At 71.9% G+C, this 15,442-nt stretch carries 16 protein-coding genes; 11 read left to right on the top strand and 5 right to left on the bottom strand.

Going from position 1 to position 15,442, the window contains the following annotated elements; all coding sequences use genetic code 11:
* From VK611_11275 to VK611_11265, 3 genes are all read right to left on the bottom strand, one after another.
* The coding region (locus VK611_11275) for an SWIM zinc finger family protein (GenBank protein ID HMG41904.1) at positions 1–1,288 on the bottom strand (1,288 nt) is incomplete at its 3' end.
* Positions 1,289–1,483: 195 nt separating this feature from the next.
* On the bottom strand, positions 1,484–2,566 hold the full coding sequence (locus VK611_11270; GenBank protein HMG41903.1) for a cation diffusion facilitator family transporter: 1,083 nt from the start codon (positions 2,564–2,566) through the stop codon (positions 1,484–1,486).
* Positions 2,563–2,916 carry a metalloregulator ArsR/SmtB family transcription factor gene (locus VK611_11265; protein HMG41902.1) on the bottom strand — a complete coding sequence of 118 codons (354 nt, stop codon included), beginning with the start codon at positions 2,914–2,916 and terminating at the stop codon, positions 2,563–2,565. The genes VK611_11270 and VK611_11265 overlap by 4 nt, the downstream gene beginning before the upstream one ends.
* Before the next feature lie 58 nt (positions 2,917–2,974).
* Here VK611_11265 and VK611_11260 point away from each other — a divergent pair, with 58 nt between their 5' ends.
* From VK611_11260 to VK611_11220, 9 genes are all read left to right on the top strand, one after another.
* Positions 2,975–3,457 carry a YdeI/OmpD-associated family protein gene (locus VK611_11260; protein HMG41901.1) on the top strand — a complete coding sequence of 161 codons (483 nt, stop codon included), beginning with the start codon at positions 2,975–2,977 and terminating at the stop codon, positions 3,455–3,457.
* Between the two features lie 194 nt (positions 3,458–3,651).
* The gene (locus tag VK611_11255; GenBank protein HMG41900.1) at positions 3,652–4,197 is read left to right on the top strand and encodes a hypothetical protein; all 546 of its coding nucleotides are present in this window, start codon (positions 3,652–3,654) and stop codon (positions 4,195–4,197) included.
* A 51-nt stretch (positions 4,198–4,248) separates the two neighbouring features.
* Positions 4,249–5,865: a copper resistance protein CopC gene (locus VK611_11250; protein HMG41899.1), complete on the top strand. Its 1,617-nt coding sequence runs from the start codon at positions 4,249–4,251 to the stop codon at positions 5,863–5,865.
* On the top strand, positions 5,862–6,470 hold the full coding sequence (locus VK611_11245) for a hypothetical protein (GenBank protein ID HMG41898.1): 609 nt from the start codon (positions 5,862–5,864) through the stop codon (positions 6,468–6,470). The genes VK611_11250 and VK611_11245 overlap by 4 nt, the downstream gene beginning before the upstream one ends.
* A gap of 63 nt (positions 6,471–6,533) precedes the next feature.
* A complete protein-coding gene (locus VK611_11240) occupies positions 6,534–8,150 on the top strand; it encodes a hypothetical protein (GenBank protein ID HMG41897.1) in 1,617 nt (538 codons plus the stop codon).
* A 106-nt stretch (positions 8,151–8,256) separates the two neighbouring features.
* Complete coding sequence (locus VK611_11235; GenBank protein ID HMG41896.1) at positions 8,257–8,556, top strand: hypothetical protein; 300 nt, start codon at positions 8,257–8,259, stop codon at positions 8,554–8,556.
* Entirely contained in the window at positions 8,556–9,599 is a 1,044-nt protein-coding gene (locus VK611_11230; GenBank protein HMG41895.1) for an undecaprenyl-diphosphate phosphatase, read from the top strand. Before VK611_11235 ends, VK611_11230 begins: the two co-directional genes overlap by 1 nt.
* Before the next feature lie 202 nt (positions 9,600–9,801).
* Complete coding sequence (locus VK611_11225; GenBank protein ID HMG41894.1) at positions 9,802–10,845, top strand: serine hydrolase; 1,044 nt, start codon at positions 9,802–9,804, stop codon at positions 10,843–10,845.
* A gap of 89 nt (positions 10,846–10,934) precedes the next feature.
* Complete coding sequence (locus tag VK611_11220; GenBank protein ID HMG41893.1) at positions 10,935–12,404, top strand: amidohydrolase family protein; 1,470 nt, start codon at positions 10,935–10,937, stop codon at positions 12,402–12,404.
* Positions 12,405–12,458: 54 nt separating this feature from the next.
* On the opposite strand, the gene VK611_11215 is transcribed toward VK611_11220, so the two are convergent.
* The gene (locus VK611_11215) at positions 12,459–13,211 is read right to left on the bottom strand and encodes a hypothetical protein (protein ID HMG41892.1); all 753 of its coding nucleotides are present in this window, start codon (positions 13,209–13,211) and stop codon (positions 12,459–12,461) included.
* A 112-nt stretch (positions 13,212–13,323) separates the two neighbouring features.
* On the opposite strand from VK611_11215, the gene VK611_11210 reads away from it, so the two are divergent.
* Together VK611_11210 and VK611_11205 are read left to right on the top strand one after the other, a co-directional pair.
* Positions 13,324–13,935, top strand: a complete 612-nt coding sequence (locus VK611_11210; GenBank protein HMG41891.1) for a hypothetical protein — start codon at positions 13,324–13,326, stop codon at positions 13,933–13,935.
* Between the two features lie 568 nt (positions 13,936–14,503).
* Positions 14,504–15,061, top strand: coding sequence for a hypothetical protein (locus VK611_11205; protein HMG41890.1), 558 nt, complete (start codon positions 14,504–14,506; stop codon positions 15,059–15,061).
* Between the two features lie 248 nt (positions 15,062–15,309).
* Here the strand turns inward: VK611_11205 and VK611_11200 are convergent.
* On the bottom strand, positions 15,310–15,442 hold a 133-nt coding region (locus VK611_11200), incomplete at its 5' end, for a LuxR C-terminal-related transcriptional regulator (GenBank protein ID HMG41889.1).

The following is a 15,442-nucleotide window of genomic DNA, read 5'->3' as shown; positions in this document are numbered from 1 at the left end:
AGGCCACGGTGGGTGCCACCGCGAGGGGGTGCAACGAGCCCGCCTCCCACTCGGCCACCACGGTGGCCGGGCGCCCGCCGGTCAGCGCGAGGAGCATCCACGGCTCGACCAGGCGGCTCAACGGCAGGCGATCGCCGGTGGAGTCCTGGAGCCACCAGCGATCCTGGTCGGGCACGACCACGACCTCGGCGACCGCTACCGGTAGGCGCTCCCGCCACGGGTTGGCCGCCAGCCAGGACGACAGCCGGTCGACGGTCGCCGCCACGCCCGTCGCGGCCGGCAGCGCCCCTGACCCCACCACCTGGTGATCTTCGCCCAGCACGCCCCTCGGCGGGTCGCTGCCCGGGTGCAACGCCAAGGCGGCGTCGACCACCGAGCCCACCGTCTGGGCGGTCCGCAGGGTGGCGCCGGCGGCGGCGAAGTCCAGCAGCAGGACCCAGCGGCCGGTCGTCTCGCCGTACAGCCAGGTGCGCTGGCTGACGATGCGCTCCAGCTCGTCCTGACGCACGCCCGCCACGACCCACCGGTCGGCGAGGCGGGGGAAGCCCGCCACCTCGTCGCCCCGGCGATGCCAGCCGAGGAACACCCGCAGGTCACCCACCAGCTCGTCGCCGAGCCGGTCCCTCGCCCGCCAAGCGTGCACCGCCAACTGCCACCGCCCGGCCTCGGCCAGCAGCACGTCGGCCCAGTCGAGGCGACCGGCGAGATGCCCGCTCACCCCGCGGACCCGTTCGGCCAGACCGGGCATCTGGGCGTCCACCAGCCGCGACGCCATCTCGTCCCAGAACGCGTAGGGCTGCCGCCGCGCCCCGGCCAACCCCTGCCGGACCAGGTCGCCCAACCAGCGCTCGAACTCGTCGATCCCGGCGGACATCGTCGCCTCGCGCTCGGCCTGGCGGCGGGCCCGGGCCTCAGGGTCGACCACCGCACCCGGCCGTGCCGCCGAGCGACGAGCCCGGTCGCCCGCCCACTCCCCGGCGAAGTCGGCGGCCGCAGCGACCTCGCCGACGGCGTCACCGTGCTCGACCCACAACAACAGAAGTGCCAGGCCATGCTTGCACGGGAACTTCCGGCTGGGGCAGGTACAGCGGTACGCGGGACCCGTCAGATCGACCGTCACCTGGTACGGCAACTTGCCGCTGCCCTGGCACCGACCGAACACGAGGGACTCGGTGCACCCCAGGTCCGACCACGTCCGCAGGTTCGCCAGCCCCCGCGCCGCCTTCACCGACCCCGCGTCCGGCGCCTGGGCCAGCACCTGCTGCATCGACCACCGGCGACGTCCCACCACAGCGAACGTACAAGACCCTCCCACCAGCCCTGACGTCGACCCCGACCTCGCGGCCCAAGGCGTCATCGCGGCTCCCGGAAACGGATGAGCCAGGGCGGCCGATCGCCCGACCAGGGAAGGCCTGCCTCTCACCGCTCGTCGGCGGGCTCCTGCGCGGGTGCCCGTGCCAGACCCCTGGCAACGAGTCGGGGCTCAGTTCGTCGCGAGGTGGTGGTGGGTGAGGGCGTGGGGATCGGGGCCGGTGTCGTGGGTGGGGCTGGCGTGGAGGAGGGCGTCGGCGAGGCGGGGGACGTGGTGGAGCAGGGAGTGTCGGGCGTCTTCGAGGATGTCGTGGGCCCGGGTGAGGGGGAGGTGGGCGTCGAGGACGATGTCGGCGTCGACGTGGAGCCGGTGGCCGATCCACCGGACGCGCACGCGGTCGATGCCACGGACGCCAGGGGTCGTGGTGAGCTGGTGGGTGATGTGGTCGACGATCTGGGGGTCGACGCCGTCCATGAGGCGCCGGTAGATGTCGCGTGCCGCGATGCGCAGCACGCGGGTGATGGCGAGGCTGATGGCGAGGCCGATGAGGGGGTCGGCGAGTGGCCAGCCGGCGAGGGATCCGAGACCGGCGCCGAGCACGGCGAGGCTGGTGAGCCCGTCGGTGCGGGCGTGGAGGCCGTCGGCGACGAGGGCGGCGGAGCCGATGCGTCGCCCGACGCGGAGGCGGTAGCCGGCGACGGCTTCGTTGCCGAGGAAGCCGACGAGTCCGGCGACGGCGACCCAGCCGGCCTGGTGGATCTCGCGGGGGTCGACCAGCCGTTCGACGGCCTGCCAGGCGGCGACGACAGCGGACAGGGCGATGACGGCGACGATGAAGATGCCGGCGAGGTCTTCGGCGCGCCCGTAGCCGTAGGTGTAGCGCCGGGTGGGTTGGCGCCGGGCGAGCAGGAACGCGACGCCGAGGGGGATTGCGGTCAGTGCGTCGGACACGTTGTGGATGGTGTCGGCCAGCAGCGCGACCGAGCCCGAGACCACGACGACCGCTGCTTGGATCAGGGCGGTGACGCCGAGCCCGCCGAGGCTGATCGACAGGGCCCGCATCCCCTGCCGGCTGTCCTCGAGGTCGCCGCGGCTGTCGCCGTGGTCGTGGCTGTGCCCACCGAACAGGTCGACCAGCCAGCGCCAGACCCAGGCGAGGCCTCGTGTGGGGACGTCGGCGTGGTCGTGTTGGTGAGCCCCGCGACCGCCGCCCGTGGAGTCGTGGCCGTGGTGGTGGCGGTGGTGGTTGGTCATGCGGTACTGGCTCGACGCCGGTGGTGGCGGGCGGGGACGGTGCCGAGGTGTTCGGCGTGGTGCAGCGCTTCTCGGGCGAGGGCTTCGACGTGGTCGTCGTGGGCGGCGTAGAAGATGCGGTTGCCGTCGCGGCGGGTGGTGACCACGCCGGCGAGCCGCAGCCGGGCCAGGTGGTGCGACACCGCGGCGGCCTGCATCGACAGGTGGTCGGCCAACTCGTTCACGGAGTGCTCGCCGTGGAGGAGGTTCCAGATGATCCGCAGCCGGGTCTCGTCGGCCAGGAGCTTCAGGGTCCGTACCGCGGCGGCCAGCTCGTCGATCGTCGGCTCCTCAACTACCTGCTTAGGCACTTGAATAGTTTGCCTGGTCGTTGGCGCGGGCGCAACGCCGGGTGGTCAGACTCGGGCGATGACCACCCCGGAGCGCACCTTCACCGTTCGGGTCGTCAGCGATCGGAGGCGCCGGGTGCTGGTCCCGCTTCCCTTCGAGCCCGACGACGCGTGGGGGCACAAGCACCAGCACCGCGTGCACGGCACGGTCGACGGCATGGGTGTACGCGCCGTCGTGGAACGGCTCGACGACGGCCACGGCCACGGCATCGTGCTCGGCGCCGCTTGGCGTCGGGACTGTGGCATCGCCGCGGGTGACGAGGTCGCCGTCGTCCTCCTACCGGAGGGACCCCAGCGCGACGACCTGGCACCCGACGTCGTCGCCGCCCTCGAAGCCTCTCCCGACGCCGGGACGTTCTTCGACTCGCTCGCCCAGTTCTACCGACGTGCCTATCTGCGCTGGATCGACGCCACCAAGCGCCGCCCCGAGCTCCGGGCCGAACGCATCGCGGAGATGGTCAGGCTCCTCACGGCCGGTCACAAGGAACGCCCTCGCCCGTGACTCGGGAGTGACCTGCAGTGACCTGCTCAGCTGGCGAGGGTGTGTCCGCTCCTCGCCATCGTCGATGCGGTGGCAGCCATCGGGGCGGCCGGGGCCCTGGTGGGTGGGGTGCCGTGGGCCCACTGCCAGGAAGCGATGTGGTGCCTCGGCCCGAACGGGCGCGTGGGCTGGTTGGCATCTAGCATCTGATCGCGATGCGGGGGTTTCGGTTGTGGTCGCTGTTGCTGCTGCCTGGTGGCGTCGCCGCCGGGCATGCGCTCGGTTACAGCGCCGTGGCGCTCGTGGGGTCGACGCCGTCGGTCGAGGGTGGGCACGGCTACCTGACGGTGATGTTCCGGTTGGCGGTGCCGTTCACCTTGGCGGTGCTGGCCCGCGGGTTCCTGTCGGGCGCCCGTGCCGAGCTGCCGCCGGTGCGCTTCGGGGCGCTGGCCGGGCAGCAGGTCACGCTGTTCGTGCTCATCGAGCTGTTCGAGCACCTCCGGGCCGGCATCGGGCCTGCGCAGAGCCTCACCGAGGCCTCGTTCGTGTTGGGGATCGCGGCGCAGTTCGCCGTGGCGGCTGCGTTGGTGTGGCTGGTCGGATGGATGCGCCGGGCCGGGGAACTGGTCGCGGGCCGGCCCGCCGGGTCGCTGCGGAGGCGGGTCTCCGTCCGGGTCCTGCGTTCGTGTGGCGTGGTCGCTCCTCAGGTCGTGGTGTGGTCGCTGTCGCGTCGGGGGCCACCTCTCTCGTTCGTCGTGTGATGTGCCGCCGGGGGTCGCCCGGCTGCGTCGACGAGCGAGAGGAATCGAGGGATGGACGAGCGTCCGACTCGACGGCCGCGCAGCTTCGGGCTGCGGCCGTCGGTCGTTGCCTGCGGTCTGGTGGCCGCGTTCCTGTTCGGGCCGCTGGCGGCCCGCGCCGAGGCGCACGCGACCCTGATCGGCACGACGCCGGCCGACGACGAGGTGATCGACGCCGTCCCCGAGCAGGTGGAGCTGCGCTTCGACGAACCGGTCGAGGTGGTCGAGGGCGGCATCGAGGTCATCGACCCGGCCGGCGACCGGGCGGATCGCGGCGAGGTCGAGGTGACCGAGGACGGCGCGGTTCTGGTCGTGCCGATCGACGGCGACCGGGAGGGCACCTACACGGTGGCGTGGCGGGTCGTGAGCGAGGACAGCCACAACCTGACCAGCTCGTTCGTGTTCCACGTCGGGGTCCGGACCGGCGCCGCGGAGCTCGACGACGAGTCGAGCTCGCTCGTCGACCTCGTGGGCGGCGTCGGACGCTGGGCAGGCTTCGCGGGAGCGTTCATGGTGGTGGGCGCCGGCGCTCTCGCGGTCTACGCACCGGTCGATGCAAAGGTTCGCCGGCGACTGCGGCCGCTGATGTTGGCCGGGGCGCTCGTCGCGGCGGTGGGGGTGGCGGCGTCGCTGGTGGCGCAGTCCGCCGACGCGTCGGGTCGCTCGTTGATCGACGCGATCGGCATCACACCGGATCTGGCGCTCGACACCCGCACAGGGGAGCTGAGCGTCGTCAGGATCGGGGCGTTGCTGGCGGCGGCGGTGCTGGTGGCCGTGCCGATGCTGTCACGGTTCCCGCTGCTGGCGGTGGGGGCGGGCGTCGGGTCGCTGGTGTGCGCCTCGTTGTCGGGTCACGCGTGGACGGCCTCGAACCGGGTGCTGTCGGTGCCCGTCGACGTCATCCATCTGGTCGCGGTCGGGGTCTGGCTGGGAGGACTCGTCGGGCTCGCTGCGACCGTGCGGGCGGCGACCGATCGGTCGGGTCTGGTGCGTCGTTTCTCCAACGCGGCGTTGGTCGCGGTCGGGGTGGTGGCGGTGTCGGGCGGGATCTCGAGCCTGGTGCAGGTGGATTCCTGGGAGGCGCTCGGCTCGACGGGTTACGGGCAGCTGCTCCTGGTCAAGGTCGCGGGCTTCGCCGTGCTCGTCGCGCTGGGGTTCGTGAACCGCGAGGTGCTCCTGCCGCGGATCGAGCAGAAGTTGACGTCGTTGCTGTGGTCGGTGCGCGGCGAGGTGGGCGTGGCGGCGGCGGTGCTGGTGGTGACGGCCGTCCTGGTGAACCAGCCCCCGGCCCGTGACCAGGTGACCGGTCCGATCACGCTGACTGCCGCCGCGGCCGATGCCGAGGCGACGGTCCAGGCGGTGGTCGATCCCGCCGAGGTGGGTGTGAACGACATCCACCTCTACTTCTACGACGAGAGCGGGACGGAGCCGTTCCCGGTCGACGCGGTCGAGGTCACCGCGGCGGTGGGCGACATCCCGGCCCGGAGGCTCACCGTCACTCCGTTCACGCCGTCACATGTGTCCCTTCTGGACGCCTCGCTCAGCTCGCCCGGCACCTGGGTCCTCCAGGTCACCGCGGTCGAGGCGGGGCTGCCAGCAACCTTCACCCTCGAGGTGCCATTGCGATGACCAACCCTGTCCGACTTCTCGTTGCAGTGCTCGCCACCCTTGGTGTCGCGGTCGCTGCCGCGCCACCCGCGTCGGCCCATGAGGGTCCCGGCATCCTGACGTTCGAGACCGACACCCCTTCCGGCACGAGCCACCGGATGGTGGTGCGCCTCGTCTGGGAGAACGACGGTCACCCCGCGGCCCGGGAGACCACGATCACGGCGACACCGGTCGGTCCCGATGCGGTCGCGCTGACGCCGGTCGCGATGACTCCCGTGGATGACGACGGACGTTTCGAGGCGACGGTGGATCTCGCCCGGCCGGGAGCCTGGACGGTCCGGGTCACGGCGATCAACCCGTCCGGCACGATCGAGGTCCCGGTCGACGTCGCCGCCCCGGCCACCACGACGACGGCGCCGGCCACCACGACGACCGAGCAGCCCGCGACGACCGACCCTGCCGAGGAACCCGTCGACGTCCAGGAGACCGCCGCGCAGGCTGGCGACGACGGCGGCCTCGGTGCCGGCGTGATCGTCGCCGGAGTGGTCGCTCTGCTGGCCGTCGTGGCGGCGGGGGTGTTCGTCGTCCGCTCGAGGCGCCACCCGACCGACGCCGGCGCCGACTGATGGTTCCGCAGGGGATACGACAACAGATGCTGCTTCTCGGGGCGGCACCGACAGGGGGATGTCATGAGTAGTACGGAAGAAGCAACCCGCGCCGACGTGCGGGACGACGAAGCCGCGCCGTTGGTGGCCCGGCTGGCGTTGGCGGCCCTATGCGCCGCCGCCGGCGCGGTGCACCTCGCGATGGTGCCCGGCCACAGCCAGGAATCGACCCTCGACGGCATCCTGTTCCTGGTCGGCGGGTGGGCACAGGTCGCCCTGGCCGTGGCCCTGCTGGCGTGGCCGCGCCGGGCCGTGTTGCAGGCCACCGTCGTGGTCAACCTGGCCGCCGCGGTGACCTGGGTGGTGAGCCGCACCGCCGGGCTGCCCTTCGGCGCCGACCCCGGTGAGAAGGAGCCGGCCGCCACCCTCGACCAGATGACCACCGCGTTCGAGGTCGCCGCCGTGGTCCTGGCCGCGGTCGTGCTGCTGCGGCCCGCGCTGTGGCAGTCGCTGGGGGAGAGGGCCCTGCTGGCCGGCGCGGTCGTGCCCGTGGTGGTCGTCGTGGCGACCAGCGTGGTGCTCACCTCCCCGGAGGCGGCGAACCACCACGCCAACGACCCCGCGGCACCGTCGGCCCAACTCACCGCAGCCAGTCAGCGCTGCGATCTCGGCCTCAACCCGGCGGCCTACTGGCAGGAGGCCACCACCGCCGGGTGGGACACCGTCACCGGCGGCGCCGTGACGGACGCCAGCACGTCGGGCGCGGCAACCCCTGCAGCCGGGGGGAGCCACCACGGCCCCGCCGCAGCACCGGCCGCCGCGGCCCCGGCTGCCCCGGCTGCCCCGGCGGTGCCGACGACGCCCATCCCGTCGCTCAACGCCGGTCGCGGCTCGGTCGAAGTCGACCGTCTGATGGCTCTGTCGACGAGCAGCGGCGAGGCCGCAGAGGCTCGGCTCGTGTCCGCCCTGGCCGACGTCTCCGACGACGCCTACGAGGCGTGGCTGCAGCGGCTCTCGACGACGACCACCCACGCGGGACCGCAGGCGTGGAGCGCCGTGACCAGCCAGCAGACGTGCGCGGACCTCACCGACGAGGTCGAGCAGGCCCGCACTGTCGCGTTGGACCACCCGACACCGGTCGAGGCGGAGGCCGCGGGCTACACGCAGGTCACCGGCTACGTGCCCGGCATCGCGGCGCACTACATGAACTTCTCGTACCTCGACGACGAGTTCGCGATCGACGAGCCCGAGATGCTCCTCTACGACGGCACCGGCGACGACGCCAGCATCGTCGGCCTCTCGTACTACATCGTGATGGGAGCACCCGTGGAGCCCACCCAGGGCTTCGTCGGCGACAACGACCGCTACCACGTCCACGAGGGACTCTGCGTCGCCGGCACCCTCGTCGTCGGCGACTCGACCACCACGGCCGAGGACTGCGCCGCCCGTGGCGGCGCCAAGGCCGGCGGCGCCAACAACTGGATGAGCCACGCCTGGGTCGTGCCCGGATGCGAAAGTCCCTGGGGCGTGTTCTCGGGCGCGAACCCGCTGCTCGACCCCACGCTCGGCGAGAGCTCCGGCACAGACGGAGGCAGCTGTGCGGGCAGCGGCGTCCGTGACCGCTACGACCTCTCCGCAGGAAGCAGGGACAACACACCCACCCCCGTGAACGGCTCCGACGTCCAAGTCGCGGCGCCATGACCGCACCGCCCACCAGATCCTGACCGCCACGGCCCGCGGCCACGGCTCACCCCCCCCCGAGTCGGGGCCGCGGTGTCTCACCCCCTTCGATCGAGGAGACCACGACATGTCCGAACCACGCGACGACGAGTTCTGGCAGCAATCGCAGGACGCGCGCCGCGCACGGCTGCCCCGCTACGCCTGGATCTGTCTCGCCGGACTGCTCGTGGGCGGCGTCCTGGTCGCCGTCGCCGTCCTCCTCCTGGGGAACGGCTCGACCGACAGCGCCCGTGACGAACCGCGCCCGGCCCACGGCATCACCCTGCCCGGCATGCCCGCGGGCTCGCCCGGCATGGGCGACGGCGGCGGACCGTTCGAGATGCTCTCCATCGACGACGGCGCACTCGACACCTACACGACCGCCTGATGCCGCTCCCACACGGCGTCACCGGGCATCCGCCGGCGGTCGTCCCTCCCGGCGACACGGACGACCCGGTGGCCGAACCGGTCCCTGACCGACCACCAGCGACACCACCAGCGACACCACCGCATACCGCCACCGGGCGTCTGGCCGGAGCGGTGCTGGTCGCGTTGGTGCTCGCGGTCCTGGTGGCCTGGCTCGTGTCCCGTTCCGGTGGCGGGGGAGCCGGGCACCTCGGCTACGGCGAAGCGGTGCTCCTCGGCCTGGTCGAAGGGGTCACGGAGTGGTTGCCGATCAGCTCCACCGGCCACCTGACCGTCACCCAGGACCTGCTCGGCATCCGCGGCGAGGCGGCCGACAGCTACATCGTCGTGATCCAGGCCGGCGCCATCCTGGCCGTGCTCGGCCTCTACCACGAACGCTTCGCCACGATGCTGCGCGGCCTGTGCGGCCACGACCCCGTCGGGCGGCGCACGCTCGGCGCGGTCCTCGTGGCGTGCCTGCCCGCCGCGGTCGTCGGGCTCCTGCTCGAGGACACGATCAAGGAGCGGCTGTTCGGGCCCTGGCCCGTCGTCGCCGCCTGGTGCGCGGGAGGCGTCGCCATCCTCGCCACCACCGGTCGCCGTCCGGAACGCCCGCAGGGATCGGGCATCACGCTCAGCACTCTCGGCTGGCGGACCGCCGGGGTGATCGGGCTCGCCCAGACCCTGGCGTTGTGGCCCGGAGTGAGCCGCAGCCTGGTCACCATCCTGGCCGCCACCGCGGCGGGCCTCACCCTGCCCGCGGCGGTCGAGTTCAGCTTCCTCGTCGGCTTCGTGATCCTCGGCGGGGCGACGCTGCACGAGCTGACGACGTCAGGTCCCGAGATCCTCGCCGCGTACAGCCTGGGCGTCCCGCTGGCCGGCCTGGTCGTCGCGTTCGTCGCCGCCGTCGTGGGCATGCGCTGGATGGTCGGCTACCTCGACACCCACAGCTTCGCCGTCTTCGGCTGGTACCGACTGGCCGCCGGCGCCACCGTGGCGGTCCTGCTCGTGACCCACGTCCTCTGACGGCTCCTCCCGTCAGGGTCCGGAGGCGTAGCTTTCCTGCCGATGGGGGTCGAGCTCGCGCCGGTTCGAGCTGCCGGCGCGACCGAAGGTGCCCTCGACCGAGGAGGGGATGACGATGATCGAGCCGCCTGCCGAAGGTTCGACGGCGGCGAGACGACGGTCGACGAGGTCGGTGGGCCCGCGGTCGAAACCCCTACCTCATGTGGCGTTCGCCCTGGTCGTCGGCGTCGGTCTGACACTGGGGGCCTGCACGGGTTCGGATTCTTCGTCCTCCGAGGCAGAGCCGCCCTCGTCGTCCGAGACGACGACGTCGCCGGCGTGGGCGAGGGTCGACCGTGCCCTCTCCGGGTTGGGACCGGATGTGGGCCTTCTCGCTGCGAGCGTGTCACCCGACGGGACTTGCCGTCCGGTCCACGAGGTCGCTCCGTCCACGGCCCGGCCGACTGCGTCGCAGTTCAAGTTGTTCGTCCTGGGCGCGCTCGCCGAACAAGTGGCGGATGGGCAGGTCTCGTGGGACCAGACCTTGACGGTCGAAGATGCCTTTCGGAGCCTCGGCAACTCTCAGGAGTCCGGGTCGCTCCAGTTCGCCGCTTCGGGCACCCCGGTGTCGGTCGAAGAGGCCGCGACGAAGATGATCTCGATCAGTGACAACACGGCAACGGACATGCTCATCGCGTTGGTGGGCCGGGAGGACATCGAGGGACAGGTTCGTCAGTGGACGGCGAACGCAGCCGCGAACGAGCCCTTCCTCACGACGAAGGAGATGTTCCTGTTGCACTACTCCGCCGGTCTGGCGGATCGTTATCTGGCCACGCCGCGAGACCGACGAGATGCGTTCCTCGCTTCGTCGGTCGACCCACTTCCGATCGGTGAGATCGCCTCGGGTTTCTCGGTGGAGCCCCGCTACGTCCACGAGATCGAGTGGTTCGCCTCCCCCGACGACATCTGTCGCACCTTTGCCGGCTTGCAGGTGCTGTCGACGGAGCCCGCGTTGTCGCCCACCTTGTCGGCCGTTCTCTCCCGTGAAGTAGGCGGGATCGGATTGGACCCGTCCGAATGGCCGACCGTCTGGTACAAGGGTGGCTCGGAGCCTGGCGTGCTCACACTCGGCTGGCTCGCGACGAACCGCGACGGGGAGACCTTCGTCGTCGAGGCGATGGTGTCGAATCCCGATGTCGTCCTGTCCGAGGATTCGATAACGGACCTCGTGGCCCTCGCCGGCGAAGCCTTCGGGCTACTCGACTAGTCCACCTCAGCTCACGCGGTGCCCCGCTCCGAGGATGCGTCGTAGGCTCACGGCCCACGCCGCGGGGTGCGGTCGGAGGAGGTTGGTCCGTGTCGTACGAGTTGGTCCTCGCCGGTGGCCGGGTCGTCGATCCGGAGACGGGCTTCGACCGGATCTGCGATGTGGGCATCGACGGCGACTCGGTCACGGCGGTCGGTGACCGCCTCGACGGCACGACGACCGTCGATGTCCGCGGGCTCGTCGTCGCCCCCGGTTTCGTCGACCTCCACAGCCACGCGCAGACGCTGCCGGGACGGCGGCTCCAGGCGTGTGACGGGGTCACGACTGCGCTCGACCTCGAAGCCGGTCGCTCGCCGGTGGAGATCGCGTATGCGAGAGAGGCGAAGCGGGGTTCCCCGATCAACTACGGCTTCTCGGCGTCATGGGCGGCCGCGCGCATGCACGTGATGGCCGACGGACCGCTCGACGGGGGTGCGGCGGCGGTCTTCGGCGGGTTGGCCGGCACCGATTGGCAGCAGGCGGCGACCGCAGCACAGGTGGCGCGGATCCTCGATCAGGTCTCGACCGACCTCGCCGCGGGTGCCGTCGGGGTCGGCGTGCTCGTCGGCTACGCGCCAGGGGTCGATCCGGCCGAGTACCTCGCCCTCGCGGAGCTGGCGGCCGCCGCCGGGGTGCCGACGTTCACGCACTCGCGTGACATCGTCGAGTTGGCTCCGGACACCTGGATCGACGGCGCGGAGGAGATCGTCCGGGCGGCAGGCACGACCGGCGCGCACATGCACTACTGCCACATCAACTCGACGTCGGGGCGCCACGTCGATCGGGTGCTGGCGCTGGTCGGCCGTTGCCAGGCGGAAGGCGCCCACGTCACGACCGAGGCGTACCCGTACGGGTCGGGATCGACGGCGATCGGCGCGGCGTTCCTCGCTCCGGAGCGGTTGCACGAGCGCTTCCGGGACACGACCGCGATCACGTACCTCCGCACCGGCGAGCGCATCGCCGACGCGGCCCGGCTCCGTGAGCTGCGGGCGACCGACCCCGGCGGTCTCGTCATCGTCGAGTTCCTCGACGAGACGGAACCGAGCGACGCCGCGCTGCTGCGGCGGTCCCTCGAGTTTCCCGACGCGATCGTCGCGAGCGACGGGATGCCGCCGCTGTGGAGCGACACATCGCGCCTGGACGTCACCGCCTGGCCCTTGCCGCCGGAAGCGGTCACCCACCCGCGCACTGCCGGCACGTTCGGGCGGGCCCTGCGGCTGTGGCGGCAGGAGGGGGCGCCGCTCATGGAGGCCGTTCGTCGCGCCACCCTGCTCCCTGCGCTGGTGCTCGAGGGCTCGGTCCCCGCGATGCGCCGCAAGGGCCGCGTGCAGGCCGGAGCGGACGCCGATCTCGTCGTGTTCGACGAGGTGGGCGTGACCGACCAGGCGACGTACGAAGCGTCCACGCGTCCGTCGTCCGGCATCGCCCACGTGACCGTCGGCGGGACCTTCGTGGTGCGCGACGGAGAGCTCGTGCCCGACGCTCTCCCGGGGCGCGCCGTGGGCGCCTCCCCCCGCTGACCCGACACCGCGAGCCCCGTGCCGGTGCCCGGCCGACGGATACCCTCGCGGGGTTCAGCGCCCGTACTGCTCGAGCCGGTTGCGCCAGCCGGTCCACCAGTGGGGGTACTCGTCGGAACGCACGACCGGGATGTCCGGCCGCAGCCGGCCGATGACCGGGGGCAGCTCCGCCCAGGGCACCGACCAGCCGTGCACGGGCAGGGCGAACGTCACCAGCTCGTCCGGGTCCCGATCGAGGGCGCGCACCCGGGTGAGCGCCGCCCGCGCCTCGTCCCGGTGCCGGCGGGGGAGCGTGCGCAGGTCCACCCGGCTCAGACGGTCGAAGAAGGCCCGCATCCCGTGCGGATGACCGGGGTGGAGCAGGACGCCGACACTGCGCCGGATCGTCCGGTCCTGCCGTCCTTTGGTCGACTCGCACAGCACGAGCGCGCGCACGTCGGACCACGGCACGAACGCCGGTCTCCCTCCATGGCGTTCTGCGCCGAGGTAGACCCCGACCGGGTCGACGGCGAAGGCGACGCCGCGGCTGTGCCGCACCTGGGTCGTGCGGGAGATCCCGGCCACCAACAGCATGGCGCCGGATGCCGTTGCCACCGCCGAGGCCACGGTCACCGGTTCGAGGAACTCGACGTAGTGGTAGTCGTCGAGGCGCCCTGTGGGCAGCGCATACGTGGCACCGGCGACGCCCGCCACCAGCAGGGTGGCACCGACGACTTGCACCAGCAGGGCCGTGCGGCGGAAGCGGATCAGCAACGAGCCCGGCACGGTGGGGTCGGGCAATCGCACCTGTGAGGAGACGTTCGTCATGGCATCACGACCCGATCACGTCGAGCCGCGCCAGACCGCGACGGACCTTCTTCCGGGACGAACAGCGGGCACACCCTGATCCTCGCGCGAGTGTCCGACTGACGATGGGGACGTGGTGGTGCTGGAGACCGAGGACCGAGGAGAGGGCATGCTGCGGAACGCCGAGCTCGAGCGGGTGGCCGAGATCTTCGTCGGTGGCTGGACGCTCGAGGTCACGAACCAGTGGTGGTTGGACGACCCGAGCACGGTCTCGACCGGAACTGCCACGTGCAAGTGGCTGGGAGACTCGTTCGTTCGTCCGCAGGCGGAGTTCGACGGCGAGCCGACGTGGGACTTCGTCTTCGGGCGCAACGACGCACGGGACGAGTTCGTCGTGCTCTACAACGACGAGCGAGGGGTCCTCCGGATCTTCCAGCTGACGCTCGACGGCGGCGCCTGGACGATGTCCCGGGCCGACCCGGACTTCCACCAACGGCTCGTCGGGCGCGTCGAGGGTGACCGCATGGTCGGCCTCGCGGAAGCGTCGGAAGATCAGGGGACCACCTGGCGCAAGGACTTCGACCTGGTGTTCGAGCGCGCCCGCTTATCACGTCAGGCGATCAAGTCCCACCGGGATCGCCAACAGCCCGAACATCCAGCTCGCACTCGCCGGATCTGTGCCCCTGTGCGGCGCCAGATGGCCTGGCCGTCACGGCCCGGGCCATCACCGCCGCTGCGGGGTTGAACGCGGCAGCGATCTTGGGTTCGCCCCGGACCCCACGATCGCCGACTTCGCCCTCTGCGACGGTTGATGTACTGCACGGAGGGAGCGCGGCGCGGCCACCAGGCGTGAGGTCGAGCATGGGAGACTGCGCTCGGTGGCCATCAGCGACGGGGATCGTGAGCAGGTGGTCGCGGAGCTGCAGCGCCTGGCGGCGGCGGGGCGGCTGACGGCGGAGGAGTTGGCGGACGGCGTACGGCGGGTGCGGTCGGTGGTGACGATGGCCGGCCTGGATGGCGTGCTCCTGGACCTGCCCGGCGAGGCGCGCGGGCCGGCGCGCCCCTGGGCCCCGCCCGGCGCCGGGTCCGACCCTGTCCCGGTTGGTGAGCACGCACCGCCAGCGTCGTCCGGGCTTCGGCCACCGCCGGCGCCATCGAACGGGGTTGGTCCGAGACGGTGGCCGAGGGCAGCGGTCCTGGGCATCGCGGTGGTTGTCATGCTGTGGGTGGGCCTGCGCCTCCTGGCTCGGGATCCGCCGGGCTCAGGCACGCGCTCGGCGGAGGCTGGTGCCTCGCCAGAGCCGACGGTACCCGTGACCACGGTCCCGCCGACCACGCTCGCACCCACGACGTCGCCGACCACCACCGTGCCGGCGACCGCCACCGGTCCGCCGTACCAGGGCTGGGTCACACGGCTGGTCGAGCAGGAGGTCCCGCCCGGTCTCCTCACCGCCGAGTCGCCCGAAGGCCGCTGCAGCTGGGAGCGACAGCAGATCGCCGAGGACGGCACCACCACCGCGATCACCCATGGGATCAGCGCCCGACCGCTCGTCGAGGTGTTGCCCACCGACGATGCCGTGAAGTCGAACGGCTGCGGCCCGTGGGTCCCGTACTCCCCGCCCGCCTCGCCGGCCACCACGGTCAGCGATGGCGACTGGCTCGTCGGCAGCGACCTCATCGCCGGCCGCTACCAGGCAGCCTCGCCACCGGAACGGCTGTCCGAGTGCTACTGGGAGCGCGACGACAGCTTCCTGTACGAATTCGGTGGCTGGAGCGAGAACAACATCGTCGACCGTCGCACCGTTGTCGACCTCACCGCCGGCGAACGCTTCACCACCAAGGGCTGCGGCCCATGGATGCTCGCCCCCTGATCCCACGTCCCCGCCGCACGGTGACAACGAAGTCAGCGACGACGGGCATGGGACTTCACCGCCTCCGCGCTCATGCCACTCCGTTCCGCGAGGGCACCAACGAGTCGGACCGGCGGTTGTCGGATCTGGTGTCGGTGGGTGTGTTGATGAACGTGTTCCCGCCGGGGTGGTCGGCTCGGTCATCGCGGAGTGTGGCCGCAGCGGCTGCGTGGCCCGGTCGTTGCCGGCGCCAGGGACGATGGACGTGGTCAGTCGCGGCCGACGATGCCGTTCTCGTAGGCGAAGATGACGGCCTGTACCCGGTCGCGGACGTGGAGCTTGGTGAAGATGCGTCCGCCGTGGGTCTTCACGGTGGCTTCGGAGATGACGAGCTTTGCGGCG

The organism is Acidimicrobiales bacterium (assembly GCA_035316325.1).
GTDB lineage: Bacteria > Actinomycetota > Acidimicrobiia > Acidimicrobiales > VFJN01 > DASXTK01.
Note: the sequence above shows the minus strand (reverse complement) of the source record. Positions and strands in the feature narration are given on the sequence as shown.

Coding starts and splice junctions, on each gene's coding strand:
- VK611_11270 (HMG41903.1), bottom strand. CDS start 2,566: ATGACCAACCACCACCGCCACCACCACGGCCACGACTCCACGGGCGGC.
- VK611_11260 (HMG41901.1), top strand. CDS start 2,975: ATGACCACCCCGGAGCGCACCTTCACCGTTCGGGTCGTCAGCGATCGG.
- VK611_11255 (HMG41900.1), top strand. CDS start 3,652: ATGCGGGGGTTTCGGTTGTGGTCGCTGTTGCTGCTGCCTGGTGGCGTC.
- VK611_11250 (HMG41899.1), top strand. CDS start 4,249: ATGGACGAGCGTCCGACTCGACGGCCGCGCAGCTTCGGGCTGCGGCCG.
- VK611_11245 (HMG41898.1), top strand. CDS start 5,862: ATGACCAACCCTGTCCGACTTCTCGTTGCAGTGCTCGCCACCCTTGGT.
- VK611_11240 (HMG41897.1), top strand. CDS start 6,534: ATGAGTAGTACGGAAGAAGCAACCCGCGCCGACGTGCGGGACGACGAA.
- VK611_11235 (HMG41896.1), top strand. CDS start 8,257: ATGTCCGAACCACGCGACGACGAGTTCTGGCAGCAATCGCAGGACGCG.
- VK611_11230 (HMG41895.1), top strand. CDS start 8,556: ATGCCGCTCCCACACGGCGTCACCGGGCATCCGCCGGCGGTCGTCCCT.
- VK611_11215 (HMG41892.1), bottom strand. CDS start 13,211: ATGACGAACGTCTCCTCACAGGTGCGATTGCCCGACCCCACCGTGCCG.